General features: G+C 70.9%; 23 protein-coding genes. 7 read left to right on the plus strand and 16 right to left on the minus strand.

Features of this window, described 5'->3' with window-relative positions:
- Positions 1 to 225: 225 nt before the first annotated feature.
- The 4 genes from der to BLW76_RS33405 all read right to left on the minus strand — a co-directional run bounded on the left by der (position 226) and on the right by BLW76_RS33405 (position 3,934).
- Positions 226 to 1,686 (minus strand): ribosome biogenesis GTPase Der, encoded by a 1,461-nt coding sequence (gene der / locus BLW76_RS33390; RefSeq protein WP_091314985.1) that lies wholly within the window; start codon positions 1,684 to 1,686, stop codon positions 226 to 228.
- A 16-nt stretch (positions 1,687 to 1,702) separates the two neighbouring features.
- Complete coding sequence (locus BLW76_RS33395; RefSeq protein WP_208613445.1) at positions 1,703 to 2,362, minus strand: lysophospholipid acyltransferase family protein; 660 nt, start codon at positions 2,360 to 2,362, stop codon at positions 1,703 to 1,705.
- Positions 2,359 to 3,063: a (d)CMP kinase gene (cmk, locus tag BLW76_RS33400; RefSeq protein WP_091314990.1), complete on the minus strand. Its 705-nt coding sequence runs from the start codon at positions 3,061 to 3,063 to the stop codon at positions 2,359 to 2,361. The genes BLW76_RS33395 and cmk overlap by 4 nt, the downstream gene beginning before the upstream one ends.
- A gap of 277 nt (positions 3,064 to 3,340) precedes the next feature.
- Positions 3,341 to 3,934 (minus strand): TetR/AcrR family transcriptional regulator, encoded by a 594-nt coding sequence (locus tag BLW76_RS33405; RefSeq protein WP_091314993.1) that lies wholly within the window; start codon positions 3,932 to 3,934, stop codon positions 3,341 to 3,343.
- A gap of 92 nt (positions 3,935 to 4,026) precedes the next feature.
- Between BLW76_RS33405 and BLW76_RS33410 the strand changes: the two genes are divergently transcribed.
- The 4 genes from BLW76_RS33410 to BLW76_RS33425 are packed head-to-tail and all read left to right on the plus strand — an operon-like array spanning position 4,027 to position 6,844.
- Entirely contained in the window at positions 4,027 to 4,395 is a 369-nt protein-coding gene (locus BLW76_RS33410; protein WP_091314996.1) for a DUF4267 domain-containing protein, read from the plus strand.
- Positions 4,396 to 4,430: 35 nt separating this feature from the next.
- A complete protein-coding gene (locus BLW76_RS33415; RefSeq protein WP_167384818.1) occupies positions 4,431 to 4,913 on the plus strand; it encodes a cation:proton antiporter regulatory subunit in 483 nt (160 codons plus the stop codon).
- A gap of 7 nt (positions 4,914 to 4,920) precedes the next feature.
- The gene (locus tag BLW76_RS33420) at positions 4,921 to 6,114 is read left to right on the plus strand and encodes a cation:proton antiporter (protein ID WP_091315002.1); all 1,194 of its coding nucleotides are present in this window, start codon (positions 4,921 to 4,923) and stop codon (positions 6,112 to 6,114) included.
- Positions 6,115 to 6,118: 4 nt separating this feature from the next.
- Complete coding sequence (locus tag BLW76_RS33425; protein ID WP_091315005.1) at positions 6,119 to 6,844, plus strand: hypothetical protein; 726 nt, start codon at positions 6,119 to 6,121, stop codon at positions 6,842 to 6,844.
- On the opposite strand, the gene BLW76_RS33430 is transcribed toward BLW76_RS33425, so the two are convergent.
- The 7 genes from BLW76_RS33430 to xerD all read right to left on the minus strand — a co-directional run bounded on the left by BLW76_RS33430 (position 6,841) and on the right by xerD (position 13,692).
- Positions 6,841 to 8,682 (minus strand): Xaa-Pro dipeptidyl-peptidase, encoded by a 1,842-nt coding sequence (locus BLW76_RS33430; RefSeq protein ID WP_091315007.1) that lies wholly within the window; start codon positions 8,680 to 8,682, stop codon positions 6,841 to 6,843. The two genes, BLW76_RS33425 and BLW76_RS33430, sit on opposite strands and share 4 nt — an antisense overlap.
- A gap of 114 nt (positions 8,683 to 8,796) precedes the next feature.
- Positions 8,797 to 9,549, minus strand: coding sequence for a pseudouridine synthase (locus BLW76_RS33435; RefSeq protein ID WP_091315010.1), 753 nt, complete (start codon positions 9,547 to 9,549; stop codon positions 8,797 to 8,799).
- A complete protein-coding gene (scpB, locus tag BLW76_RS33440) occupies positions 9,536 to 10,372 on the minus strand; it encodes an SMC-Scp complex subunit ScpB (protein ID WP_091315012.1) in 837 nt (278 codons plus the stop codon). The genes BLW76_RS33435 and scpB overlap by 14 nt, the downstream gene beginning before the upstream one ends.
- On the minus strand, positions 10,369 to 11,265 hold the full coding sequence (locus tag BLW76_RS33445) for a segregation and condensation protein A (protein WP_091315015.1): 897 nt from the start codon (positions 11,263 to 11,265) through the stop codon (positions 10,369 to 10,371). The genes scpB and BLW76_RS33445 overlap by 4 nt, the downstream gene beginning before the upstream one ends.
- Positions 11,265 to 11,675, minus strand: coding sequence for a cobyrinic acid a,c-diamide synthase (locus tag BLW76_RS33450; protein WP_091315017.1), 411 nt, complete (start codon positions 11,673 to 11,675; stop codon positions 11,265 to 11,267). Before BLW76_RS33450 ends, BLW76_RS33445 begins: the two co-directional genes overlap by 1 nt.
- Positions 11,672 to 12,643, minus strand: coding sequence for a ParA family protein (locus BLW76_RS33455; RefSeq protein ID WP_091315020.1), 972 nt, complete (start codon positions 12,641 to 12,643; stop codon positions 11,672 to 11,674). Before BLW76_RS33455 ends, BLW76_RS33450 begins: the two co-directional genes overlap by 4 nt.
- A gap of 146 nt (positions 12,644 to 12,789) precedes the next feature.
- Entirely contained in the window at positions 12,790 to 13,692 is a 903-nt protein-coding gene (xerD, locus tag BLW76_RS33460) for a site-specific tyrosine recombinase XerD (protein WP_091320190.1), read from the minus strand.
- A gap of 104 nt (positions 13,693 to 13,796) precedes the next feature.
- On the opposite strand from xerD, the gene BLW76_RS33465 reads away from it, so the two are divergent.
- On the plus strand, positions 13,797 to 14,330 hold the full coding sequence (locus BLW76_RS33465; protein WP_091315021.1) for a DUF1707 domain-containing protein: 534 nt from the start codon (positions 13,797 to 13,799) through the stop codon (positions 14,328 to 14,330).
- Positions 14,331 to 14,429: 99 nt separating this feature from the next.
- On the opposite strand, the gene BLW76_RS33470 is transcribed toward BLW76_RS33465, so the two are convergent.
- The 5 genes from BLW76_RS33470 to BLW76_RS33490 all read right to left on the minus strand — a co-directional run bounded on the left by BLW76_RS33470 (position 14,430) and on the right by BLW76_RS33490 (position 20,271).
- Positions 14,430 to 15,059, minus strand: coding sequence for an NUDIX domain-containing protein (locus BLW76_RS33470; RefSeq protein ID WP_091315024.1), 630 nt, complete (start codon positions 15,057 to 15,059; stop codon positions 14,430 to 14,432).
- Positions 15,056 to 16,756, minus strand: a complete 1,701-nt coding sequence (locus BLW76_RS33475; protein ID WP_091315026.1) for a CTP synthase — start codon at positions 16,754 to 16,756, stop codon at positions 15,056 to 15,058. Before BLW76_RS33475 ends, BLW76_RS33470 begins: the two co-directional genes overlap by 4 nt.
- A 90-nt stretch (positions 16,757 to 16,846) precedes the next feature.
- Positions 16,847 to 18,007 (minus strand): acyltransferase, encoded by a 1,161-nt coding sequence (locus BLW76_RS33480; protein WP_091315029.1) that lies wholly within the window; start codon positions 18,005 to 18,007, stop codon positions 16,847 to 16,849.
- 236 nt (positions 18,008 to 18,243) lie between these two features.
- Positions 18,244 to 19,440, minus strand: coding sequence for a S53 family peptidase (locus BLW76_RS33485; protein ID WP_091315031.1), 1,197 nt, complete (start codon positions 19,438 to 19,440; stop codon positions 18,244 to 18,246).
- A gap of 162 nt (positions 19,441 to 19,602) precedes the next feature.
- On the minus strand, positions 19,603 to 20,271 hold the full coding sequence (locus BLW76_RS33490; RefSeq protein ID WP_091315034.1) for a GntR family transcriptional regulator: 669 nt from the start codon (positions 20,269 to 20,271) through the stop codon (positions 19,603 to 19,605).
- Between the two features lie 148 nt (positions 20,272 to 20,419).
- Here BLW76_RS33490 and BLW76_RS33495 point away from each other — a divergent pair, with 148 nt between their 5' ends.
- Together BLW76_RS33495 and BLW76_RS33500 are read left to right on the plus strand one after the other, a co-directional pair.
- Entirely contained in the window at positions 20,420 to 21,841 is a 1,422-nt protein-coding gene (locus BLW76_RS33495; RefSeq protein WP_091315036.1) for an NCS1 family nucleobase:cation symporter-1, read from the plus strand.
- The gene (locus tag BLW76_RS33500) at positions 21,838 to 22,551 is read left to right on the plus strand and encodes an aspartate/glutamate racemase family protein (protein ID WP_091315038.1); all 714 of its coding nucleotides are present in this window, start codon (positions 21,838 to 21,840) and stop codon (positions 22,549 to 22,551) included. The genes BLW76_RS33495 and BLW76_RS33500 overlap by 4 nt, the downstream gene beginning before the upstream one ends.
- The last annotated feature ends 2 nt before the right edge of the window (positions 22,552 to 22,553 follow it).

The raw sequence follows: 22,553 nt of genomic DNA on the forward strand, positions 1-22,553 counted from the left end.
TTGAGGCGCCCGCAACGACCTTCCACCATACCCGCGGATCACCAAAAGATATCCACAGGGTCACGCTCGCGTGTCGGACCTCACGATCATCGCCGTGACCAGCGTGATCCAGCTCGCACCTCGCGTGATTGAAGCCGGAACTCGCGTGATTGGGGCCGTAACTCGCCAGTTCCGGCCCCAATCACGCGAGTTACGTCCCTGATCACGCGAGTTACGGGGAATCGCTCACCGGGTCCGGGCGGCCTTCCCGCCGACCTTCGGCTTCGCCTTCTTCTCCCGGACCCGGACGTTCACCCGGACGGGGCTGCCGGTGAAGCCGAACTGCTCGCGGAACTTGCGCTCGATGAACCGGCGGTAACCCGCCTCGAGGAAGCCCGTGGTGAACAGCACCAGCGTCGGCGGGCGGATGCCGGCCTGGGTCGCGAACAGGACCTTCGGCTGCTTGCCCGAGCGGACCGGCGGCGGGGTGGCCGCGATCAGGTCGGACAGCCACGCGTTGAGCTGGCCGGTCGGCACTCGCTGGTCCCACGACTTCAACGCCGTCCGCAGGGCCGGCGCGAGCTTGCGCACCGAGCGGCCGGTCAGCGCCGAGATGTTGACCTTCTCCGCCCACGGCACGCGGACCAGGCCGCGGTCCAGTTCGCGGACCATCGCGTGGCGGCGGTCCTCGTCGACCAGGTCCCACTTGTTGAACGCCAGCACGCAGGCCCGGCCGGCCTCGACGACCATGGTCAGCACCCGCAGGTCCTGCTCGGACAGCGGCTCGGCCGCGTCCAGCAGCACGATCGCGACCTCGGCCGCGTCGATCGCGGTCTTGGTGCGCAGCGACGCGTAGTACTCGGCGCCCGCGGCGAAGTTGACGCGCTTGCGCAGGCCCGCGGTGTCCACGAACCGCCAGGTCTCGCCGTCCAGCTCGACCAGCGAGTCGACCGGGTCGACGGTGGTGCCTGCCACCGAGTCGACGACCGAGCGCTCCTCGCCGGACAGCTTGTTCAGCAGGCTCGACTTGCCGACGTTCGGCTTGCCGACCAGCGCGACGCGCCGCGGCCCCGACGTCACGGCGCCGCCCTCGCGCGGCGACTCCGGCAGGGCCTTGAGGATGGCGTCGAGCAGGTCGCCGGAGCTGCGGCCGTGCAGCGCGCTGACCGGGTGCGGCTCGCCGAGGCCGAGCGACCACAGCGACGCGGTGTCCGCGAGCAGCCGGTCGTCGTCGACCTTGTTCGCGGCCAGCAGCACCGGCTTCTTCGAGCGGCGCAGCACCTTGGAGACGGCTTCGTCGGTCGCGGTCGCGCCGACCGTGGCGTCGATGACGAGCAGCACGGCGTCCGCGGTCTGCATGGCCAGTTCAGCCTGGGCGGCGACGGAGGCCTGGAGCCCGGTCGCGTCCGGCTCCCAGCCGCCCGTGTCGACCAGGGTGAACCGCCGCCCGCCCCAGTAGGCGTCGTAGGCGACGCGGTCGCGGGTCACGCCGGGGACGTCCTGCACGACGGCTTCGCGCCGGCCGAGGATGCGGTTGACCAGCGTCGACTTGCCCACGTTGGGCCGGCCGACGACGGCGAGCACCGGCTGCCCGAGCGCGGCTTCCTCGGCCGCTTCCGCCGCCTCGATCTGCGCGTCGAGCGCGGCGAATTCGGTCTCGTCGGACCAGGTGCCGTCGACTTCGCCGACGCTGTCAAGCTCTTCCATGACTACCTAATTTCCCTTATACCGCGCCGAATCCGTGTTCGGCACGCCAGTCGTCCAAAGTCTTCACGAGCGCCGCGAGCTCACCGCGCAGCTCTTCGGTGCCCTGGTCGAGCCCGGTTTTCCCGGGTCCGACCTGTGGCGTGAACGGCTCGCCCACGAGGATGTCCACCCGTGGCCGGAACCGTCGCTTGCCGTCGGCAGGCTTGAGCGTGCCCCGCGTCGCGACCGGGAGCACGGTCGCGCCGGAGGCCCGGACCAGCCAGGCCGCGCCGCGTTCGGCCGCGCCGACGTCCCCTGTCCCGCGCGTGCCTTCGGGGAAGATCCCGACGACTCCGCCGTGTTTCAGGACGCCGACCGCGGTCAGCAGCGGCTTGCGGTCGATCTCGCCGCGCTTGAGCGGGATCTGCCCGATCGCCAGCATGAACTTGCCGACGATCCCGCCGAACATCTCGGCCTTGACCAGGAACGCCGAACGCCGCGGAAGCATTCCGAAGATCAGCTGCGGCTCGATCATGGAGCTGTGGTTGGCGATCACGAGCAGCGGCCCGGTGGCGGGGACGCGCTCGCGGCCGTGCACCCGGATGCGGAAGGCCGAGCGCAGATAGTACCGGGCGAAGACCCGCCCGGCGTCGTGGAGCCTGCCGACGGATCCCTCGGGGAGTCCGTCAGCGGTCATCGCGCGACTTCTTCTTTGCACCCCGCCAGCAGGCCGCGGTGGCTGGCCAGCTCGCTCAAGGCGACGATCACCTGGTCGATCGACAGCTCGGAGGTGTCGACGTCCACGGCGTCCTCGGCCGCGCGAAGCGGCGAGGTGGCACGGGTCGAGTCGAGGTGGTCACGGCGTTCGACGCTGGCCAGCGCATCGGCGACCGACGACTGCCGCCCGGCCGCGGTGTCCTGCGTGCTGCGACGGGAGGCGCGAACGTCGGCCGACGCGGTGAGGAAGACCTTGAGGGGCGAGTCCGGCGCGACGACGGTGCCGATGTCCCGGCCTTCGACGACGATCCCGCCACGGTGCCCGACGACCTCGTCGATGATCTCCCGCTGCCGGGCGACCAGCAGTTCCCGCACGTGCGGGACGGCCGAGACGGGCGAAACCGCCTTGGTGACCTCGGGCCCACGAATGTCGGCGGCGACGTCTTCGCCGGCCAGCCGGATCTCGGGCCGATCAGGGCTGGTCCCGATGGTGAACTCGGCCCGATCGGCAACGGCGGCAACACCGGCGGCATCGCCCGGATCGACACCGGCACGCAGCACGGCGAGGGTGACCATCCGGTACATGGCACCGGTGTCGAGGTAGCCGGCCCCGAGGCGCTGGGCGAGCTTGCGGGCGACGGTGGTCTTCCCGGTCCCCGACGGGCCGTCCAGCGCGACCACACCACGTAGGGCTCCCGTCACCGGCACTCTCCTCGCGTTCTCGTCCAGTCCTGACCGGGTCCATTCTGCCGGTTGGGGTAGGGAGGAGATCAGTCGGCCCGCACCCGGCGGCGATGGTCATGGAGGGGCGCGGGAACTGGTGGCCGGGAGGGCGCGGGAACCGGCGGCCGGCAGGGCCACGGCAACCGGCGGCGGCAGGTAGCGGAAATCGGCGGCCAACAACGCAAGCCGGGCACGAGATCACCAGGCCTCCCCCGCCCCTCGTCCTCGCCGCTCTTCAGTCGGCGGTTGGGCTTGTCAAGGAACGCTCTTGATGTGCTCCGAAGCGCGCCACCACCAGCGCGAGGCGCTCGTCACGGTTCTCCGGCGACAGCCGATGGCCCCGGTCCAGCGTCACCAGCCCGTGCAACGTGCTCCAGAACACCTCCGTCAGCACGCCCGCGTCCTGCCGACCCGCCACCGGCTCGATGACCCCGAGCAGCTCCGCGAAGTTCGCCTTCATCACCTCGGGGGTGTCGTCCTGGGCGAAGCGCAGCTCGGACGCGAGCGTGAACATCGCGTCGTAGAGCGCCGGTTTCGCCTCGGCGAAGGCGACGTACGCGGCCGCGATGCCGGCGATACCGCCTTCGCGCGCTTCGGCCAGTGCCGCGGCCAGTTCGGCGAAGCCCTCCAGGGCGGCGGCCGCCATGATTGCGTCCTTGCCGTCGGGGAAGTGGCTGTACAGCACCGGCTGGCTGTACTCGATCAGGGCGGCCAGCTTCCTCGTGGTGACCGCGTCCCAGCCCTCCGCCTCGGCCAGTTCCCGGGCCGCCGTGACGATCCGCTGCGCTCGCTCGGTCCGGTCGCGTACACGCCGTTGTCCCTGGGTCATGGGTCACATGCTAGCACCGCTAGACAAACTAGCGCCGCTAGGTTAGCGTTGCTAGCAATCCTAGCGATGCTAGAAATCTGGAGGGAACACCCATGCTCGTCACCGGCTACGTCCTCACCGCGATCGTCGCGCTCGGCATCATCTACATCGGCCTCAACTACCTCTTCGCGCCGGCGAAGATCGCCGCGGGCTTCGGGTTCACCGACGTTCCCGCGAACGCCGAGACCTTCTTGAACGTCAAGGGTGGCCGTGACATCGGGGCCGGCCTGATCCCGCTGGCGCTGATGATCTACGGCGATCCGCACGCGCTGGGCTGGGTCATGCTCGCCGGGGCCGTCTGGCCGCTCTTCGACATGCTGATCGTCCTGCGCCACCGGGGAAAGAAGGCCATCGCCTTCGGCGTCCACGGCCTCACCAGCGCTGTGATGGTCGTCGCCGCGCTGCTGCTCCTGCTCGGCTGACCGCGCGAATCGGACACGTGGGTTACGGTGGTTGGGTGAACGTCGAAGTAACTCCCCTGCCCGGAATCGGGGTCCGCAAGGACTTCGCCACCCGTACCGGCCGCCGCATCGGCGTCGTCACCCAGCGGGACGGCCACATCGAGCTGATCGTGTCCAAATCGGACGATCCCGATGCCTGCGCCGCCTCGATCCCGCTCACCGCGGACGAGGCAGGCGCGCTGGCCAACCTGCTCGGCGCGCCGCAGCTGGTCGCGCAGCTCACCGAGGAGCACCGCGACCTGCCGGGGATCAGCACGCGGCAGCTGCCGATCAAGCCGTCCGGCCCGTTCGACGGCCGGACGCTCGGCGACACCGCGATGCGCACCCGCACCGGCGTCTCCGTGGTCGCGGTGGCGCGGGCAGGCCAGGTGCACCCGTCGCCGACGCCGGACTTCACGTTCACCGGGGGCGACCTGCTGGTCGCGGTCGGCACGAGCGAGGGCCTCGAAGCCGCCGCCAAGATCCTCAAGTACGGCTGAGCGGCCGATGGACCACACCGCGCTGTCCCTGATCGAACTGGGGGCGGTCTTCTTCGGGCTGGGCGTGCTCGGGCGCCTGGCCGGCAAGATCGGCCTCTCCCCCATCCCGCTCTACCTGCTCGGCGGCCTCTGCTTCGGCCAGGGCGGCCTGATCCCGCTGACCGACATCGGCGGCTTCACGCACCTGGCCAGCGAGATCGGCGTCGTGCTGCTGCTGCTCCTGCTCGGCCTCGAGTACTCCGCCGCCGAGCTGTTCACCGGGCTGCGCCGCTCGTGGACGGCCGGCCTGCTCGACATCGTCCTCAACGCGGCCCCCGGCGCCGCCGTCGCGCTGCTGCTGGGCTGGGGCCCGGTCGGCGCGATGGTGATGGCCGGCGTCACGTACATCTCGTCGTCCGGCATCGTCGCCAAGGTGCTCGGCGACCTGGGCAGGCTCGGCAACCGCGAAACGCCGGTGGTGCTGTCGATCCTCGTGTTCGAGGACCTCGCGATGGCGCTCTACCTGCCGATCCTCACCGCGGTGCTGGGTGGTGTCTCCCTGCTCGGCGGCCTGGAGGCCGTCGGCATCTCGCTGCTGGTGATCACCGTGGTGCTGGTGGTCGCGCTCAAGTTCGGCCGGTACGTCTCCGCGGCGGTCGACAGCCCCGACCGCGAGGTGTTCCTGCTCAAGGTCCTCGGCGCGGCACTGCTGGTGGCCGGGCTGGCCTCGGCGATGCAGGTGTCGGCCGCGGTCGGCGCGTTCCTGCTCGGCATCGCGATCTCGGGCTCGACGGCGGAGAACGCGACGCACATGCTGGAGCCGTTGCGCGACCTGTTCGCCGCGGTGTTCTTCGTGGTCTTCGGGCTCAACACGAACCCCGCGTCGATCCCGCCGGTGCTCGGCTGGGCGGTGGTGCTCGCCGTGATCACGACGCTGACGAAGGTCGTCACCGGCTGGTGGGCGGCCCGCCGCCAGGGCATCGGGAAACTGGGCCGAGCGCGGGCGGGCGCGGCGTTGGTCGCCCGGGGCGAGTTCTCGATCGTCATCGCCGGACTGGCGGTGACGGCGGGCGCGGTCACCGGCGAGCTGGCCGCGCTGGCCACGGCGTACGTCCTGCTGATGGCGATCCTCGGCCCGACGGCGGCGCGGGTCGTGGAGCCGATCGCCCGGGCGTTGCAACGGAAAACGGCCGCGCGGACGGCACCGGCCGAGGCAAACTGACGCGATGACCGCGAACACGGCCTTGGCCGGCCTGCTCGACAGCTCCTCCGACGACCACGACGCCATGCTGGCGGCGTTGGCCGACCACGGCGTGTACGTCCCGGTGGCGGCGAACGGCTCGGTGGTGTTCCTGCAGAACGAGGACGGCAGCCCGGCCCTGCCGGGCTACGTCAGCGAGGAGTGCCGCGCGGACCTGCTGCCCGCGGCCGACGGCACCGTTCGCTGCGACGTGCTGCAGCTGCTGGACATCGCCACCCAGACGGAGGTCGAGATCCTGGTGCTGTTCTCGGCGGGCGGCTGGGCCCGCGTGCCGGTTGCGCTGCTGCGGCGGACGCTGCAGCAGCGCGGCCGGGACGCCGGCGGCGAACGGATGAAGCTCACCTGGTCGCGACACCCGGCAGCGGTGGCGTTGCGGGACGCCGCGGTCGAGCGGATCCGCGAGTTCCCGGCGGTGCGCACGGTGTGGGTCTCGCAGGCGCGGTGGCTCGACTCCGGGATCGAGCACCTGATGGTGCACATGGCGGTCGACGAGGAACTGCCTTCGCCGTCGGCGGACCGGCTGATGGCGGCCATGCTCCCGGCCGGGGACCGCCCGCAGGCAGGCCTGCTCGCCCTGAACACGAGCACGCACGCGGCCACCATCGCCGAGCTGGACCGGATGGGGCTGGACACCGTGCGGGCCGACCACGCCACCGGCCGCGTCGACGTGGTCTCCCGCGAGTACGACTAGCGCAGGTCCGCCCGGCCCGCCGACGGCACGAACGCGCTCGTGTCGAGCGCCGGGTGGGTCGTGGCCGCGGGCACCACGCCCGCGATCGGCACCGACGCCGACGTCCGGGCCAGGTCCAGCGTCACCCGGCCCGGCTGGGCGGGGCCGCGGATGAAGCTGCCGTCCGTGCCGCCGATGATCAGCGCCAAAGCGTGACCGCGGGGCACGATGTGGTCCGTCGAAGCCAGCCGGAACGTCATCGTGTACGCCGTCCCGGGTGTCAACGGCCGTTCCTGCGCAAGGGATGCGTAGTTCGCCAGGTCCGCCCAGCCGCGGCTGAGGATCGTGTAGCTCACCTTCTTCACGTCCGCGGAGGTGATCCGGTAGCAGGCGTCGTCGCCGGAGGTCGACGAGCCCCAGCAGTTTTCGGTCGTCCCCGTCTTGATGCCCTCGCCGCTGCCGGCGAAGTTGCGGATGGTCGCCGGGCCGAGGTCGACGAGCAGGGCCGAGACCCGCGCTGACGACGTGCCCGGCGTCGCCGTCACGGTCACCGAAGTCGTGCCGGAGACCTGCACGTCCGAGGTCAGCGCCCCGGTCGAGTAGCTCAGCGCGGCGCTTCCCGGGTTCGTCACCCAGGTGTCCTCGCCCAGGCTCGGGTTGTCGGTGAACGACGCCGTCCCGGACGTCGGAGCCGTGCCCAGGGTGCCGGACGGCCCGGGCCGCAGGGTCGTCGCGATCGCCCCGGCCGCCGGGTACGCGCTCTGGTCGGCCCACTGGTCCGGCTGCCGCTCGACGCTGGCCTGCGGCCCGTTCTGGACGCCGTTGTCGATGCCGAGCAGGTAGTGGTCGAACCACCGGTGCAGCAGGTCCACCCAGTCCGCCCGCCGGTAGTCGAACGGGTCGACGTGCCCGGTCTGCGCCAGCCAGATCTTCTTCTCGACGTTCAGCGCGTTCCACCACTGTCCGAAGTGGATGGTCTTGACGTTGAGGTCGTTGACGCCGTGGGACAGCAGCACGCTGGCCCGCACGTTGCCGGCCCTGGTGACGTAGTCCCGGTCCGCCCACAGCGGCCCGTAGTCGCCGTTCGCGGTCGCGCCGGCGGCCAGCGCCTGGTTCTGCGCGGTGCAGTTCTGCCCGCCGTTGCGCGCTTCGACCGTGCGCGCGAGCCCGTCCGGGTTGAAGCCGAAGGTGGCGCCGTCGGAGCGGTAGTAGTCGTACCAGGAGCTGATCGCCGCGATCGGGACGATGGTCTTGAGGCCCGCGACCCCGGTCGCCGCGACGCCGTTGGCGATCGTGCCGTCGTAGGACTTGCCGATCATGCCGACGTTCCCGGTGCTCCAGCTCGCGGTCACCGCGCTGCCGCCGGTCTTCGCGCTGTAGCCGGTGGCCCGGCCGTTCAGCCAGTCGACGACCTTGCGCGCGGAGCCGACGTCCGAGGCACCGCCGACGTCCGCGCAGCCGGCCGAGCGGTTCGTCCCGGCCAGGTCGACCAGCACCACGGCGTAGCCCCGCGGCACGAAGTAGTTGTCGTAGAACAGCGGGAACTTCACCGGTTTCCCGGCGCCGTCATAGGACTTCAGTTCGCTCTCGTTGCCGCGCCCGCAGCACGAGTAGTAGGGGCTGGCGTCCATGATCACCGGAACGCGTGACGTCGGTTCACTCGGCCGGACGATGTCGGCGGCGACCCGATCGGCGCGGCCGTCGCCGTCGCCGTCACGGCCGATGTCGACCCAGACGGTCTCGCGGACCGCCTTCGCGTAGTCGTAGACCGGTTCGCTGGCCCGGGGCGCCGCGTGGGCCGCCCCGGGCGCGAACGTCGGAAGGAGGATGAGCGCGAGCAGTACCAGACCGGTTCGCATACCCTCACGCTGGCAGCAGCGTGCCGGTCGCACCACGGCGGAAAGTCGGAACTGTGACAACCGTGGCTTCGCCCCGGGCCGGGGGCTTCGCCACCCGGACCCCCGAAAAGCGTCTCAGAGCTCGACGTTCCGGTAGAGCGCGCCCACCTCGGTCTTCGTCAGGCGGCGGATCGAGCCGACGCGCTGGTTGCCGAGCTGGACGTCGCCGACCGCGGTGCGGACCAGCTTGAGCACCGGGTGGCCGGTGTCCTTGAGCAGGCGGCGCACGATGTGCTTCTTGCCCTCGTGGATCACCAGCTCGACCAGCGACTTGCCGGAGTGCATGTCCTTGACCCGGAACTGGTCGACCTTGACGATGCCGTCCGGCAGCTCCCAGCCCTTGCGCAGCTCCTTGCCGAGCCCGCGCGGCACCAGGCCGTCGACCTCGGCGAGGTAGGTCTTGAGCACCCGGTACGACGGGTGCATCAGCCGGTGGCCGAGGTCGCCGTCGTTGGTCAGCAGCAGCAGGCCCTCGGTGTTCTCGTCGAGCCGGCCGACGTGCACGACGCCGGGCGTCTCCTCGTAGCGGCCGCGCAGGTAGTCGCCGACGCAGGGGCGGCCGCGGTCGTCCGACATCGTCGAGTGCACGCCCTTGGGCTTGTTCAGAGCGAGGTAGATGAGGTCGTCGCGCAGGTTCACCCGGGTGCCGTCGACGTGGATGATCGCGGAGTCCGGGTCGACGCGGCGGCCCAGCTCGGTGACGACCTCGCCGTCCACCTCGACCCGGCCGGCGACGATCAGGTCCTCCGCCGCGCGCCGGGAGGCGACCCCGGCCTGCGACAGCACCTTCTGCAGCCGGACGCCGTCGGGGTGTTCACTGGATGTCATCGATGGTGTCCACTTCGGGTAGCAACGGAGCGATGGGCGGCAGGTCGTTCAGTGACGACAGCCCCAGTCGCTCCAGGAACAGCTCGGTCGTCACGTACAGCGTGCCGGTCGTCTCGGGATCGGTCCCCATCTCTTCGATGAGGCCGCGCGCGAGCAGCGTCCGGATCACGCCGTCCACGTTCACGCCCCGCACCGCGGCAACCCGCGCGCGGGTCACCGGCTGCCGGTACGCGATCACGGCGAGGCTCTCCAGCGCGGCCCGGGTCAGCTTCGACCGCTGGCCGTCCAGCAGGAGCTTCTCCACGAACGGGGCATGGACGTCCCTAGTGTAGAACCGCCACCCTTCGCCGACGCGCCGCAGGTCGATCCCGGAGGTCCGGTCGGTGAACTTCTGCGCCATGGTCCGCAACGCGACGACGATCCGCGACTTGGGCTGGCCGAGGGTGTCGGACAGGAGTTCTTCGCTCGCGGGCGAGTCGACGACGAGGAGAAGCGCCTCGAGCGCGGCTTCGAGGGCCTCGTCGGAGGTGACGTCCGGCAGGGAGTCGGTGTCCCCGGTCGCGACCAGGTCGGAGGCGGGATCCTCCGGGCCAGGCTCGGGCTCGGGCTCGGCGGGCGCGCCGCTTTCACGTGAAAGCTCCGCCTCCGCACCGCCACTTTCACGTGAAAGTGCCCGGTCGGGCTCGGCGGGGGCATCTTCCGATGCGAGGGGCTCCACCGGGTCGCCGTCCTCGGTGACCGGCTCGCCGGACAGGGCCTCGTCCAGCGCCAGCTCCGCCGGCGGCACCGGGGCCTCGGCGGCTTCGTTGTTCTCCGGGCTCACCCGTACTCCTCTTCGTCTCCGAACGCGCGGTCCAGCTCGGCCGCCGCGGAGGCTTCCTCCTTCGTGCCGCCCGTCCAGCGGACGTGCAGCTCGGCCAGTGCCTCGCTCTGCTCGAACTGGACCGTCGCCTCGCGGTAGAGCTCCAGCAGCGCCAGGAAGCGCGCCACGATCTCCACCGTGTGCTCGCAGTCGTCGACCAGCTCGCCGAACGTCGCCTGGCCGCGTTCGGCCAGCATCACCCGCAGGATCGCCGCGTGCTCGCGCACCGAAATGCGGCCCATGTGGATGTGGGCGATCGACACCGTCGGCGGCGGCTTCGGGCGGAACACCGCCACCGCGATGTCGGCGAACTTCTGCGGTGTCACGCCCAGCATCACCTCGGGCAGCAGCCCGACGAACCGCTCCTCCAGGGCCACCGACCGCGGGTAGCGGCGCAGCGCGTTCTGTTCCAGCTCACCGAACAACGCCGCCACCTGCTTGTACGCGCGGTACTGCAGGATCCGCGCGAACAGCAGGTCGCGGGCTTCGAGCAGTGCGAGGTCGTCTTCGCTCTCCACCTCGGCCGACGGCAGCAGCCGCGCCGCCTTCAGGTCCAGCAACGTCGCCGCGATGACGAGGAACTCCGTCGTCTCGTCGAGGTTCCAGTCGGTGCCGAGCGCGCGCGTGTACGCGATGAAGTCGTCGGTGACCCGGTGCAACGCCACCTCGGTGACGTCGAGCTGGTGCTGCGAGATCAGCTGCAGCAGCAGGTCGAACGGACCCTCGAAGTTCGCCAGCCGCACCTTGAACTTCGACGTGCTCAGTTCCTCGGTGTTCACGCCTTCGGGGATCATCCCGCCGTGCACCGTCTGATGCGGCTCCGGGGCCTCCGGCGCGTCAGCCGGCTCGTCCATCAGCCCTCGGTTTCGCCGCCGTCTGAGCCGACCACGCGCAGCCGCTGGACCAGCACCGATTCCTCGCCGTGCTGGTCGAAGTCGGCCAGCAGCACCGCCACGGCCTCGCGCACCAGCCGGCCGCGGTCGACGACCAGGTCGTGCTTCGCGCGCAGCGTCAGCCGGGCCTGCTCCATGGCCACCAGCTCTTCGCCGGAGACGTACACGGTGATCTTCGCGTCGTGCTTGGTCCGGCCGGACCCGTGCGGGGCCGCGCTGCGGGCGAGCTGGTCGGTGCGGCCGTTGCCCGCGGGCTTGGCCTTCTCGGCGGGCTCGGGCTCGGGCGGGGCCTGGGGAGGGAGATCGAGAGCGGGGCTGGACGTGATGCGGAAAAGTTCCGACGCTCCGGGCAGGGAGGCGCGCCTGCTCACCGAGCGATCACCTCGCGGGCCAACTGGCGGTACGCCGCCGCGCCGGCCGACTTGGGCGCCCAGGTCGTGATCGGCTCACCCGCGACCGTCGTCTCGGGGAACCGCACGGTGCGGTTGATGACCGTGTCGAACACGGTCTCGCCGAATGCCTCCACCACGCGAGCCATGACCTCCTTCGAATGCAGGGTTCTCGGGTCGTACATGGTGGCGAGAATCCCGACGATGTCCAGTTTGGGGTTGAGGCGTTCCTGCACCTTCTCGATGGTGTCGATCAGCAGGGCGACGCCTCGCAGACTGAAGAACTCGCACTCCAGCGGGATGATCACGCCGTCCGCGGCGGTCAGCGCGTTCACCGTGAGCAGGCCGAGCGAGGGCTGGCAGTCGACAAGAACATAGTCGTAGTCGTTCATGACCGGACGCAGGACCCGTAACAACGTGTGCTCGCGCCCTACCTCGGCGACGAGCTGGACCTCGGCGGCGGACAGGTCGATGTTGCTCGGCAGCAGGTCAACGCCGTCGACGCGGGTCTTCATCAGCACGTCGGTGGCGCTGACCGAGCGCTCCATGATGGCGTTGTAGACCGTCTGGTCCAGTTCGTGCGGCTGGATGCCGAGGCCGACGGCGAGCGCGCCCTGCGGGTCGAAGTCGACGAGCAGCACCTTGCGCCCGTACTCGGCGAGGGCGGCCCCCAGGTTGATGGTCGACGTCGTCTTGCCGACGCCGCCCTTCTGGTTGCACATCGCCATGATCTTGGCCGGGCCGTGCTTGTCCAGCGGCGCCGGGTCGGGGTGCTCGCGGATCGGGCGGCCGGTCGGCCCGATGCCTTCGAGCTTCACCTTCTTGCCGTTGCGCTCCGGCTGATCGTCGCCGTCGTGGTCGGCGGGTGTCGCGATGGTGACCTGGCTGAGGTTCGCCGCCGCCGACCCGGCGGACTCGGCCGGGACGGCCGGCTGGTTCGGTGTCGACATGGCGCGAAAGCTCCTTGTTCGTCAGCGTCGCCGCAGCCTATGTCCGGAGTCGGAGCCCCGGCAAAGCAACGCGCCGGACTCGACGGGTCAATGTCACTCGACCGTCGGTGCAGGCTGGCAAGGCTGTTGACGCTCTATAGGGCCGTCTAGCCCAGTGCTCGCGGGTGCGCCGTCGCGTACACCTCGCGCAGGGTGTTGACCGTGACCAGCGTGTACACCTGGGTCGTCGTCACCGACGCGTGGCCGAGGAGTTCCTGGACGACGCGGACATCGGCACCGCCCTCGAGCAGGTGCGTGGCGAAGGAGTGGCGGAGTGTGTGCGGCGACACCGCGGCGGTGATGCCCGCCCGTTCGGCGGTGTCCTTGAGGACCTGCCACGCGCTCTGCCGCGACAGCCTGCTGCCGCGGGCGTTGAGGAACAGCGCCGCGGTGCCCCGGCCGTGCGCGGCGAGCGCCGGGCGGGCGCGGACGGTGTAGGCGTGCAGCGCGGCGAGCGCGGGACGGCCGATCGGCACCAGCCGCTGCTTGCCGCCCTTGCCGTCGAGCAGCACCGTGCGCTCGGCGTCGTCGACGTCGTCGACGTCGAGGCCGACCGCCTCGGAGATCCGCGCCCCGGTCGAGTACAGCACCTCCAGCAGCGCCCGGTCGCGCAGCGGGCGCTCGCCGTCCGGCGGCGGGGTCTCGAGCAGCCGCAGGACGTCGTCGACCGGCAGCGCCTTGGGCAGCCGCTTGGCCGGCGTCGGCGGCCGGACCTCGCGGGCCGGGTTGTGCTCGGTGAGGCCCTCGGCGTGCGCGAACTTGTGCAGGCCCCGCACGGCGACCAGGGCGCGGGCGGCCGACGACGCGGCCAAGGGCTTGTGCTCGTCGTCGCCCTCGCGCAGGGCGGCCCCGAAGGCCGTGACGTGCGCGGACGTGACGTCGGCGATCTTCGCGACGCCCAGGCCGTCCAGGTGCGCGGCGTACCGGCGCAGGTCGCGGGCGTAGCTGTCCAGGGTGTTGCGCGCGGTCCCGCGTTCGACGACCAGGTGGTCGAGGTACGCGGCGATCACGCCGTCGGTGCTGCCCGGGGCTGCCACGCCGTCACCATAGGCCGCCGGGCGGTCGTGACCCGGCAGAAACCCCGTTCCCCGCGGCACGCGGTTACGGTGGATCCATGGGGTCGGAGGAGCTGCGCATCGGGACGGCCGAGCGGGAGGAAGCCGCGAGGCTGCTCTCCGATCACTTCGGCATGGGCCGCATCACGCCGGACGAGTACGAGACGCGGGTGACGGACGCCTACGCGGCGACGACGCTGGGCGACCTGCGGCCGCTGTTCCGCGACCTGCCGCCGCCGCACCCGGGCTTCTTCGGGCCACCGTCAACGCCGATGCCGATGTCGCCGCCGCCGTACGCGCAACCCACCACGCAGCTGCCGACGTACGGGCCGGGCCCGTACGCGCCGCCGACGCCGTACGCGCAGCCGATGCCCGTGGGGTACTCGCCCCGGTCGAAGACGGTGGCCGGGGTGCTGCAGATCGTGCTGCCCTTCGGCGTCGGCCGGTTCTACACCGGCCAGACCGGGCTGGGCGTGGCCCAGCTCTTCGCCACCTTCTGCACCGGCGTCGGCATTCTGTGGCCGATCATCGACGGCATCCTGCTGCTGGTCAACGGCGGCACGGACGCCGAAGGCCGCCCGCTGCGCCCCTGACCAAAGCGCCCCAATGTGGCGTTGGTTGCGTCCAACGCACCCAATGTGGCGTTCGGTGCGTCCAACGCACCGAACGCCACATTGGGGCGCTTGGGCGGGTCAGGCCTCGCGGCGCTTGGCGAACGCCGTCGGCCGGTCTTCCCAGGGAGCGTCAGCCGGCCGCGGGGAGGCCGCGCCGCTGACCACCGCGTGCGCGGCCAGGACACCGGACACCGTGGCGCCGTTGACGAGCTCGCCGGCCAGGGCCATCCGGACCGCCTCGGTGAGCGGGAACTTGCGGATGACCAGGTCCGCCTCCTCCTCGCCGAGCACTTCGCGGTCCACTTCGGACAGTCCGCGGGCCAGGAAGACCCGGACGACCTCGTCGGTGAAGCCGGGCGACGCCGCGACGTCGACCAGGGTCACCCAGTCGTCCGCGGCCAGGCCGACCTCTTCGACGAGCTCCCGGCGAGCCGTGCCCACCGGGTCCTCGCCGAGGTGGTCGATCAGGCCCGCGGGCAGCTCCCAGAGCCGGTGCCCGATCGGGTGCCGGTACTGGTGGATGAGCGTGACCTGCTGGTCTTCGTCCAGTGCGACGATCGCCACCGCGCCGAGGTGCTCGATCACCTCGCGGACCGCGGTGTCGCCACCCGGCATCACGACGTCGTCGATGCGCAGGCCGACGACCCGTCCGATGTGGACGTCCCGGCTGGCCGCGACGCTGAACTCGTGCTCGCCGGGCGCGGTCACCGGGCCGCCACGGAGGCTTCGGGCAGCTCGACCGGCAGCCGCTCGGCGACCTTGCGGTCGACGACGGCCTTGACGAACGCGCTGAACAGCGGGTGCGGCCGGGTCGGGCGGCTCTTGAGCTCCGGGTGCGCCTGGGTGCCGACGAAGAACGGGTGCTTGTCGGCGGGCAGCTCGACGAACTCGACCAGGTGGTCGTCCGGCGAGGTGCCGGAGAACACCAGGCCCGCGTCCGAGAGCTGCTTGCGGTAGGCGTTGTTGACCTCGTAGCGGTGCCGGTGCCGCTCGGAGACCTCGGTGCCGCCGTAGGCCTTGGCGACCTGCGAGCCCGGCTTGAGCTTCGCCGGGTAGGCGCCGAGCCGCATGGTGCCGCCCATGTCCCGCTCGCCCGCGACGACGTCGCGCTGGTCGGCCATGGTCGAGATCACCGGGTGCTTGGTGTTCTCGTCGAACTCCGACGAGCCGGCGTCCTTGATGCCGGCCAGGTGCCGGGCGGCCTCGATGACCATGCACTGCAGGCCGAGGCACAGGCCGAGCAGCGGGACACCGCGGGTGCGGGCGTACTCGATCGCGCCGACCTTGCCCTCGATGCCGCGGATGCCGAACCCGCCCGGGATCAGCACACCGTCCACATCGGACAGCACGGACGCCGCGCCGGACGCGGTCTGCGCGTCGTCGGAGGCGACCCAGACGATCTCGACCTTGGCGCGGTGGGCGAACCCGCCCGCACGCAGGGCCTCGGTGACCGACAGGTAGGCGTCCGGCAGGTCGATGTACTTGCCGACGACGGCGATCCGCACGACCTCGCTGGGGTTGTGCACGCGGTCGAGCAGGTCGCCCCACACCGTCCAGTCGACGTCGCGGAACGGCAGGCCGAGGCGGCGGACGACGTAGGCGTCGAGCGCCTCGCCGTGCAGCACCTTCGGGATGTCGTAGATGGACCGCGCGTCCGGGCAGGCGATGACGGCCTCGGTGTCGACGTCGCACATCAGGCCGATCTTGCGCTTGAGGTCCTCCGGGATCTCCCGGTCGGCCCGGCAGACCAGCGCGTCGGGCTGGATACCGATGTTGCGCAGTGCGGCGACCGAGTGCTGGGTCGGCTTCGTCTTCAGCTCGCCCGACGGCGCCAGGTACGGCACCAGCGAGACGTGCAGGAAGAAGCACTGGTCGCGGCCGACGTCGTGGCGGACCTGGCGGCAGGCCTCCAGGAACGGCAGGGACTCGATGTCGCCGACCGTGCCGCCGACCTCGGTGATGACGACGTCCGGCGACTGGCCGGTCTCGTCGGGCCCGGCGGCCGCGGTGATCCGGGCCTTGATCTCGTCGGTGATGTGCGGGATGACCTGCACGGTGTCGCCGAGGTACTCGCCGCGGCGCTCCTTGGCGATGACCTCGGAGTAGACCTGGCCGGTGGTGACGTTGGCCTTGCCGTCGAGGTCGCGGTCGAGGAACCGCTCGTAGTGGCCGATGTCGAGGTCGGTCTCGGCGCCGTCGTCGGTGACGAACACCTCGCCGTGCTGGAACGGGTTCATCGTCCCGGGGTCGACGTTGAGATAGGGGTCGAGCTTCTGCATCGTGACGCGAAGCCCGCGCGCGGTAAGGAGCTGACCCAGGCTGGAAGCCGTGAGTCCCTTACCCAGAGAGGAGGCGACGCCTCCGGTGACAAAGACGTACTTGGTTGCCCGTGACTGAAGTCCCACGGGCCGCCAGCATATCCCACCGGTGCGGATCCGCGCGCTGGGACTCGCCCGAGCCGTCCGTTATGACCGACGCCACCCGTGCGGGTGAGGTCAGGCCGCCACCTTCGCCGGACGCAGCCGCGGCCGGCCCGTGAGCGCCCGGCTGCCCGGCAGCCGCCGCAGGACCTCGACGATTCCGACGGTCAGGGCGATCGTCCCCCCGTAGATGATCACGCTCAGCCACGGCGCGCCGAACCGCTCCGCGACGTGCGGGATCGCCGGGCCGAGCAGGGCCAGGGCGAGCGGGTGCACCAGGAAGATGCTGAACGACCGGTTCGCCGCCCACGAGACCAGCCGGGCGCCGCGGCTGCCTTCGCGGCGGCGGGCCGCCCACCGCGTGGCGAACGCGTAGATCGCCGCGATCACGGCGAGGAACCACGGGATCAGGTACGGCTGGAACGGGTCGCTGGCCACCTGCGGGAACGTTCCATTGTGGACGGTCCGGAAGTAGAACCACTCGGTGCCCGCCAGCACCGCCACGAGCGCGCCGCCGAGCAGCAGCCGGTGCCGGCCCACCCAGGCGTGCACGGTCTCGAAGTGCATGGCCACCACGGCACCGAACAGCGTGTAGAACTGGTACGGCAGGATCGTGCCGTACAGGTGGGTGATCGTCTCGTAGCTCACGCCGAACGGCTGGTACGTCATGAACAGCGTCACGCCGACCTGCAGCAGGCCGCTGCCGAGCAGCAGCCACTTGTGCCTGCCCTCGGTCGCCCGCAGCACCTTCATCAGCACCGGGAACAGCAGGTAGACCTGCATCGTCACGAGCAGGAAGTACAGGTGGTACCAGGCCCCGCCGGTGACGAGGTCCTTGAGCAGCAGGCGCATCGACGCCTCGAGCGAGCCCGGCTGCTGCTCCCCGGTCACCAGCGCGTACGCCCAGAAGAACATCGACCACGCCAGGTAGGGCGTCGCAACCAGCGGGAGCCGCCGCCGCCAGAAGTCGCCGGCGGTGAACTCGCGGCGGCGGTTCTGGAACACGAGCACGAACCCGGTGAGCGCGAAGAAGGCCTCACGGGTGAAGTGCAGCGGCGTCTCGACGGCGTTGGCGCCGACGTCCTGCGCGAAGTTCGTCGCGCCCACCACGTGGATGAGGATGACGCAGGCGAACGTGATCAACCGGAACAGGTCGATCTGGTGGAGGTAGGGCGCCTTGCCGCCCGGTCTGGTGGCGCGGGCGGGGGCCTCGAGCGTGGCCTGGGCAGTCGTCATCGTGCCGCCGATCCGGCACCGTCGTCGGCGTGGTTCACGTTGTCAGACTTGCCACCCATTCTGTGAATTTCCCATGAAGCTGCTGGGAAGCGCCTGTTGGCGGAGCTCCTGGGACATGTCGGATATGCCACTTTTGCTGGGGCTGCGTGATTACCGTGATCATGTTAATGCTCAGCGTGAAGGGCCACCACGCGGGCGTGACGCCGCTCGCGTGATGGCCCTTACGCGCCGGGCACTCAGAAAGCGGTGGCTCCGTTCGGGGTGCCGAGCCCGGTCGGGCCGTCGTAGCCGGTCACGGCGGTGCAGAGGTAGCTGCCGCCGCAGGAGCCGTTGCTGCCGCCGCTCACATCGTTGAGCGACGATGTGTGCGAGTACACAGTGTTGGCGCCCGTGACGCCGCCGACACCGCCCAGGGCGTACACACCGCCGACGACCGGAGCCGCGACGCTCGTGCCGCCGAACACCATCCAGCCGGAGCGGCCCTGGTAGGCCGTGCTGTCGTAGACGGCGACGCCGGTGGCCGGGTCGGCGACGGCGCTGACGTCGGCGACCGTGCGCTTGCCGCAGCCACTGTCGGCCTGCCACGACGGCTTGGTGATGTACGCCGAGCAGCCGCTGCCCGCGCCGCTCCACGCCGTCTCGCTCCAGCCGCGGGTGTTCGACGCCTTCTTCAGGCTGGTGCCGCCGACGGCGGTGACGTACCGCGAGGCGGCCGGGAACTCGGCGCCGTACCCGGCGTCGCCGGAGCTGACCGTGATCGCCACGCCGGGGTGGTTGAAGTACTGGCCTTCGGCGCTCGCCTCACTCGAGAACTCGCTGCCGCCGTAGCTGTTGCTGACGACCTCGGCCCCCAGCCGGACGGCCGTGTTCACCGCCGTGCCGAGGTCGGCGAAGCTCGACGACGTGCCTTCGACCAGCAGCACGTTGCACTTCGGGCAGATCGCCGAGGCCATGTCGAGGTCGAGGGAGATCTCCTGGGCCCAGCCGCCGTCCTTGCGCGGGTAGCCGGTGCCGCCGTTCTGGTCGGCCTTGGCGAAGCACGGGGTGGTGCTGGCGTTGATCGACGACGGCGTGCAGGACGCCAGCGCGGGGATGCCGTACTGGGCGCGGTAGACGTTGACGTCGGCGAAGGCGGTCGGGGCGTCGTAGGCGTCGACGATGGCGATCGTGCGACCGGCGCCGGCGCTGCTCGCGAGCGAGCCGAGGTTGTAGGCGGAGAGCAGGTCGGCCGGGCCGAACCCGGACGGCGTGGCGGCCGCCGCGGCGGCGGTGACGTGGTCGGTGTCGAGCCAGGCGTTGCAGGCGGCGAACCCGGTGGGTGCGACCGAGCAGACGCGCTGGGCGTGGCCGCGCTGGGCCGGCGCCGCCTGGGCGACGCCGGCGGTGGTGAGGGCGAGGGTGAAGGCGGCGGCGAAGACTGCTGCTCTACGCACAGTGAACCTCCGGAGGCGGTGGGGACCCCGGTCGGCGGGACCGGTGACCGAAGACCGTAAGCAGCCGTTCGGCGGCGTGACACAGACCAAAGTCGTGTCACCGTTGGTGCGAATGGCTGAAAACCGGGCGCCCGCGTGCTTTCTCGCCAAACCGGGCGGACCTCAGCCCGCGGGCCGCTCCCCGGTTTCATCGCCGAAGAGCAAACGCAGCGTCACCTCACGGTTCACGCGCACGTGTTCGACCGCGGACGCCTTCGCGCGCTCCGCGTCCCCCGACGCGATCGCCTCGTAGAGCCGGCGGTGCTCCTCGAGCAGGCTCGCCCAGCGCTCGTTCTGGTTCGTGAGCCAGCGCAGCCGGCCCGCCAGCGGCTGCAGCATCGTGTCGAGCAGCGCGTTGCCCGCGATGGCGATGATCTCGTCGTGGAAGCGCGAGTTGAGCGCCGGGATGCGGGCCACGTCGCCGCGGGTGGTCGCGCGGGCGGCTTCGGCCAGGGTGCGCTCGAGCTGCTTGCGCTCGGCCGCACCGGCCCGCGCCGCGGCGAGCCCGGCGGCCAGCCCTTCGAGGGCCTCCCGGACGTCGAACAGCTCCTCGACGTCGACCCGCGCGAGCTGGCGGACGACGACCCGGCGCGGTGACTGGACGACGACGAAGCCTTCGGCCTCGAGACTGCGGATGGCCTCGCGGACCGGCACCCGCGAGACGCCGAGGTCTTCGGCCAGCTCGCGCTCGACCAGTCTGTCGCCCGGGCGGAGCCGTCCGGTCAGGATCCGTTCGCGCAGCTCCTCGCGGACCCGCTGCCGGGTGGCCGCGAGGGGTTGCCGCTCGTTCACCGCTCCCCCTCCTTCAACACCGCCGTAACCGGCCGTAACACGAGTTTATCGGCCGGAGGGTTGACTCGGGCGGACCCCGGGGCGATATTTGGGATTCCAAAGTTTGGTATCCCAAATCGCCGTCACCGCACGTCGACCGGAGGCACGCATGACCGCCGCCCCGCTCACCGAACCCTCGCAAGAGACGACCACCCCGCCGGATCCCCGCCTCTGGAACGAAGACCTGGCCCCGGCGAAGGAACGCCGGTGGAAGGTCTACGACATCTTCGCGCTGTGGATGTCCGACGTGCACAACCTCGGCAACTACACCTTCGCCGCCGGCTTGTTCGTGCTCGGCCTGTCGGCCTGGCAGGTGTTCACCGCCCTGCTGTTCGGGTTCATCATCATCTACTTCGGCATGAACCTGATGGGCCGGATCGGCCAGCGCACCGGCGTGCCGTTCCCGGTCGTGGCGCGGATCAGCTTCGGCACCTTCGGCGCCAACCTGCCCGCGCTGATCCGCGCGATCATCGCGATCTTCTGGTACGGCATCCAGACCTACCTCGCGAGCGTCGCCATCACGCTGCTCGTGCTCGCCATCGACCCGGGCCTGAAACCCCTGACCGAGCACGGTTTCCTCGGCCTGCACGCGCTCGGCTGGATCTGCTTCGTCGCGCTGTGGGCGGTGCAGGCGCTGATCCTGACCCGTGGCATGGAGTCGGTGCGCAAGTTCCAGGACTGGTGCGGCCCGGCGATCTGGGTCGTGATGATCGCCCTCGCCGTCTGGATCCTCGCCGCCGGCCACTGGAACATCTCCTTCACCAGCAGCCCGAAGCAGCTGTCCACCGGGGAGCAGATCCGCCAGTGGTTCGGCGCGGCCGGGCTCATCCTGGCCACCTACGGCACGCTCATGCTGAACTTCTGCGACTTCTCGCGGTTCGCCCCGGACCAGAAGACCGTGAAGCGCGGCAACTTCTGGGGCCTGCCGATCAACTCGACGGCGTTCGCGCTGCTGTCGGTCGTCGTCACCGCGGGCAGCATGCAGGTGTTCGGCGAAGCGATCACCGACCCGGCCGAACTGCTGGCCAAGGTGGACAACACGCCGGTGCTCATCATCGGCGCGCTGACGTTCGCGGTGGCGACCATGGGCGTCAACATCGTCGCGAACTTCGTCTCCCCCGCCTACGACCTGGCCAACATCTGGCCGAAGCGGATCACCTTCACCATCGGCGGGATGATCAGCGCGGTCGCGGCGCTGTGCGTGCTGCCGTGGAAGCTGTACTCCTCGCCGGCGGTGGTCAACTACTTCCTCGGCGGGCTCGGCGCGTTCCTCGGCCCGCTGTTCGGCATCATGATCGTCGACTACTACCTGATCCGGCGCGGCAAGGTCGACGTCGCCCAGCTGTTCGTCGACGGCGGGATCTACCCGCGCGTGAACCCGCGTGCGCTGGTGACGTTCTTCCCGACCGCCACGCTGGCCGCGGTGATCGCGCTGGTGCCGTTCTTCGCTCCGGCCGCGCCGTACTCGTGGTTCATCGGCACGGCGTCGTCCGCGGCCCTGTATTACGCGGTGTCGAGGAAGCACCGATGAGGATCGTCGTCACCAACTGCAACACCACCGAGACGATGACGAAGGAGATCGAAGCCGGGGCCCGCGCGGCCGCGAGCCCCGGCACGGAGATCCTGGCGCGGACGCCTCGCTGGGGACCCGAGTCCGCGGAGGGCTGGCTGGACAGCTTCCTGTCCGCGGCGGCGGTCCTGGACCTGTTGCGCGGCCTGGACGAACCGTTCGACGCCGTCGTGCTCGCCGGGTTCGGCGAGCACGGCCGCGAAGGCGCGCGCGAGCTGCTGGACGTCCCGGTCGTGGACATCACCGAGGCCGCCGCGCACCTAGCGTGCCTGCTGGGCCGCCGCTACGGCGTGGTGACCACTTTGGACCGGACGTGCGGGCTGATCGAGGACAGCCTGCACGCCGCCGGCGTCGCGCAGAACTGCGTCACGGTCACCGGCGCCGGCCTCGGCGTGCTGGAGCTGAGCGACGAACGCCGCACGGAGTCGGCGTTGCTCACCGCCGGCCGCCGCGCCCGCGACGCCGGGGCGGAGGTGCTGGTGCTCGGGTGTGCCGGGATGACCGGGCTGGACCGGAGAATCGCGACGATGCTGGACATCCCGGTCATCGACGGCGTCGCGGCCGCGGTCCGGCTCGCGGAGTCGCTGGTGGCGCTGGGGTTGAAGACGAGCCGCGCGGGTTCGTACGCGCGGCCGTTGGCCAAGCGGCGCACCTGGCCAGGCCGCGCGTGAGC

The organism is Amycolatopsis tolypomycina, assembly GCF_900105945.1.
Taxonomy (GTDB): domain Bacteria; phylum Actinomycetota; class Actinomycetes; order Mycobacteriales; family Pseudonocardiaceae; genus Amycolatopsis; species Amycolatopsis tolypomycina.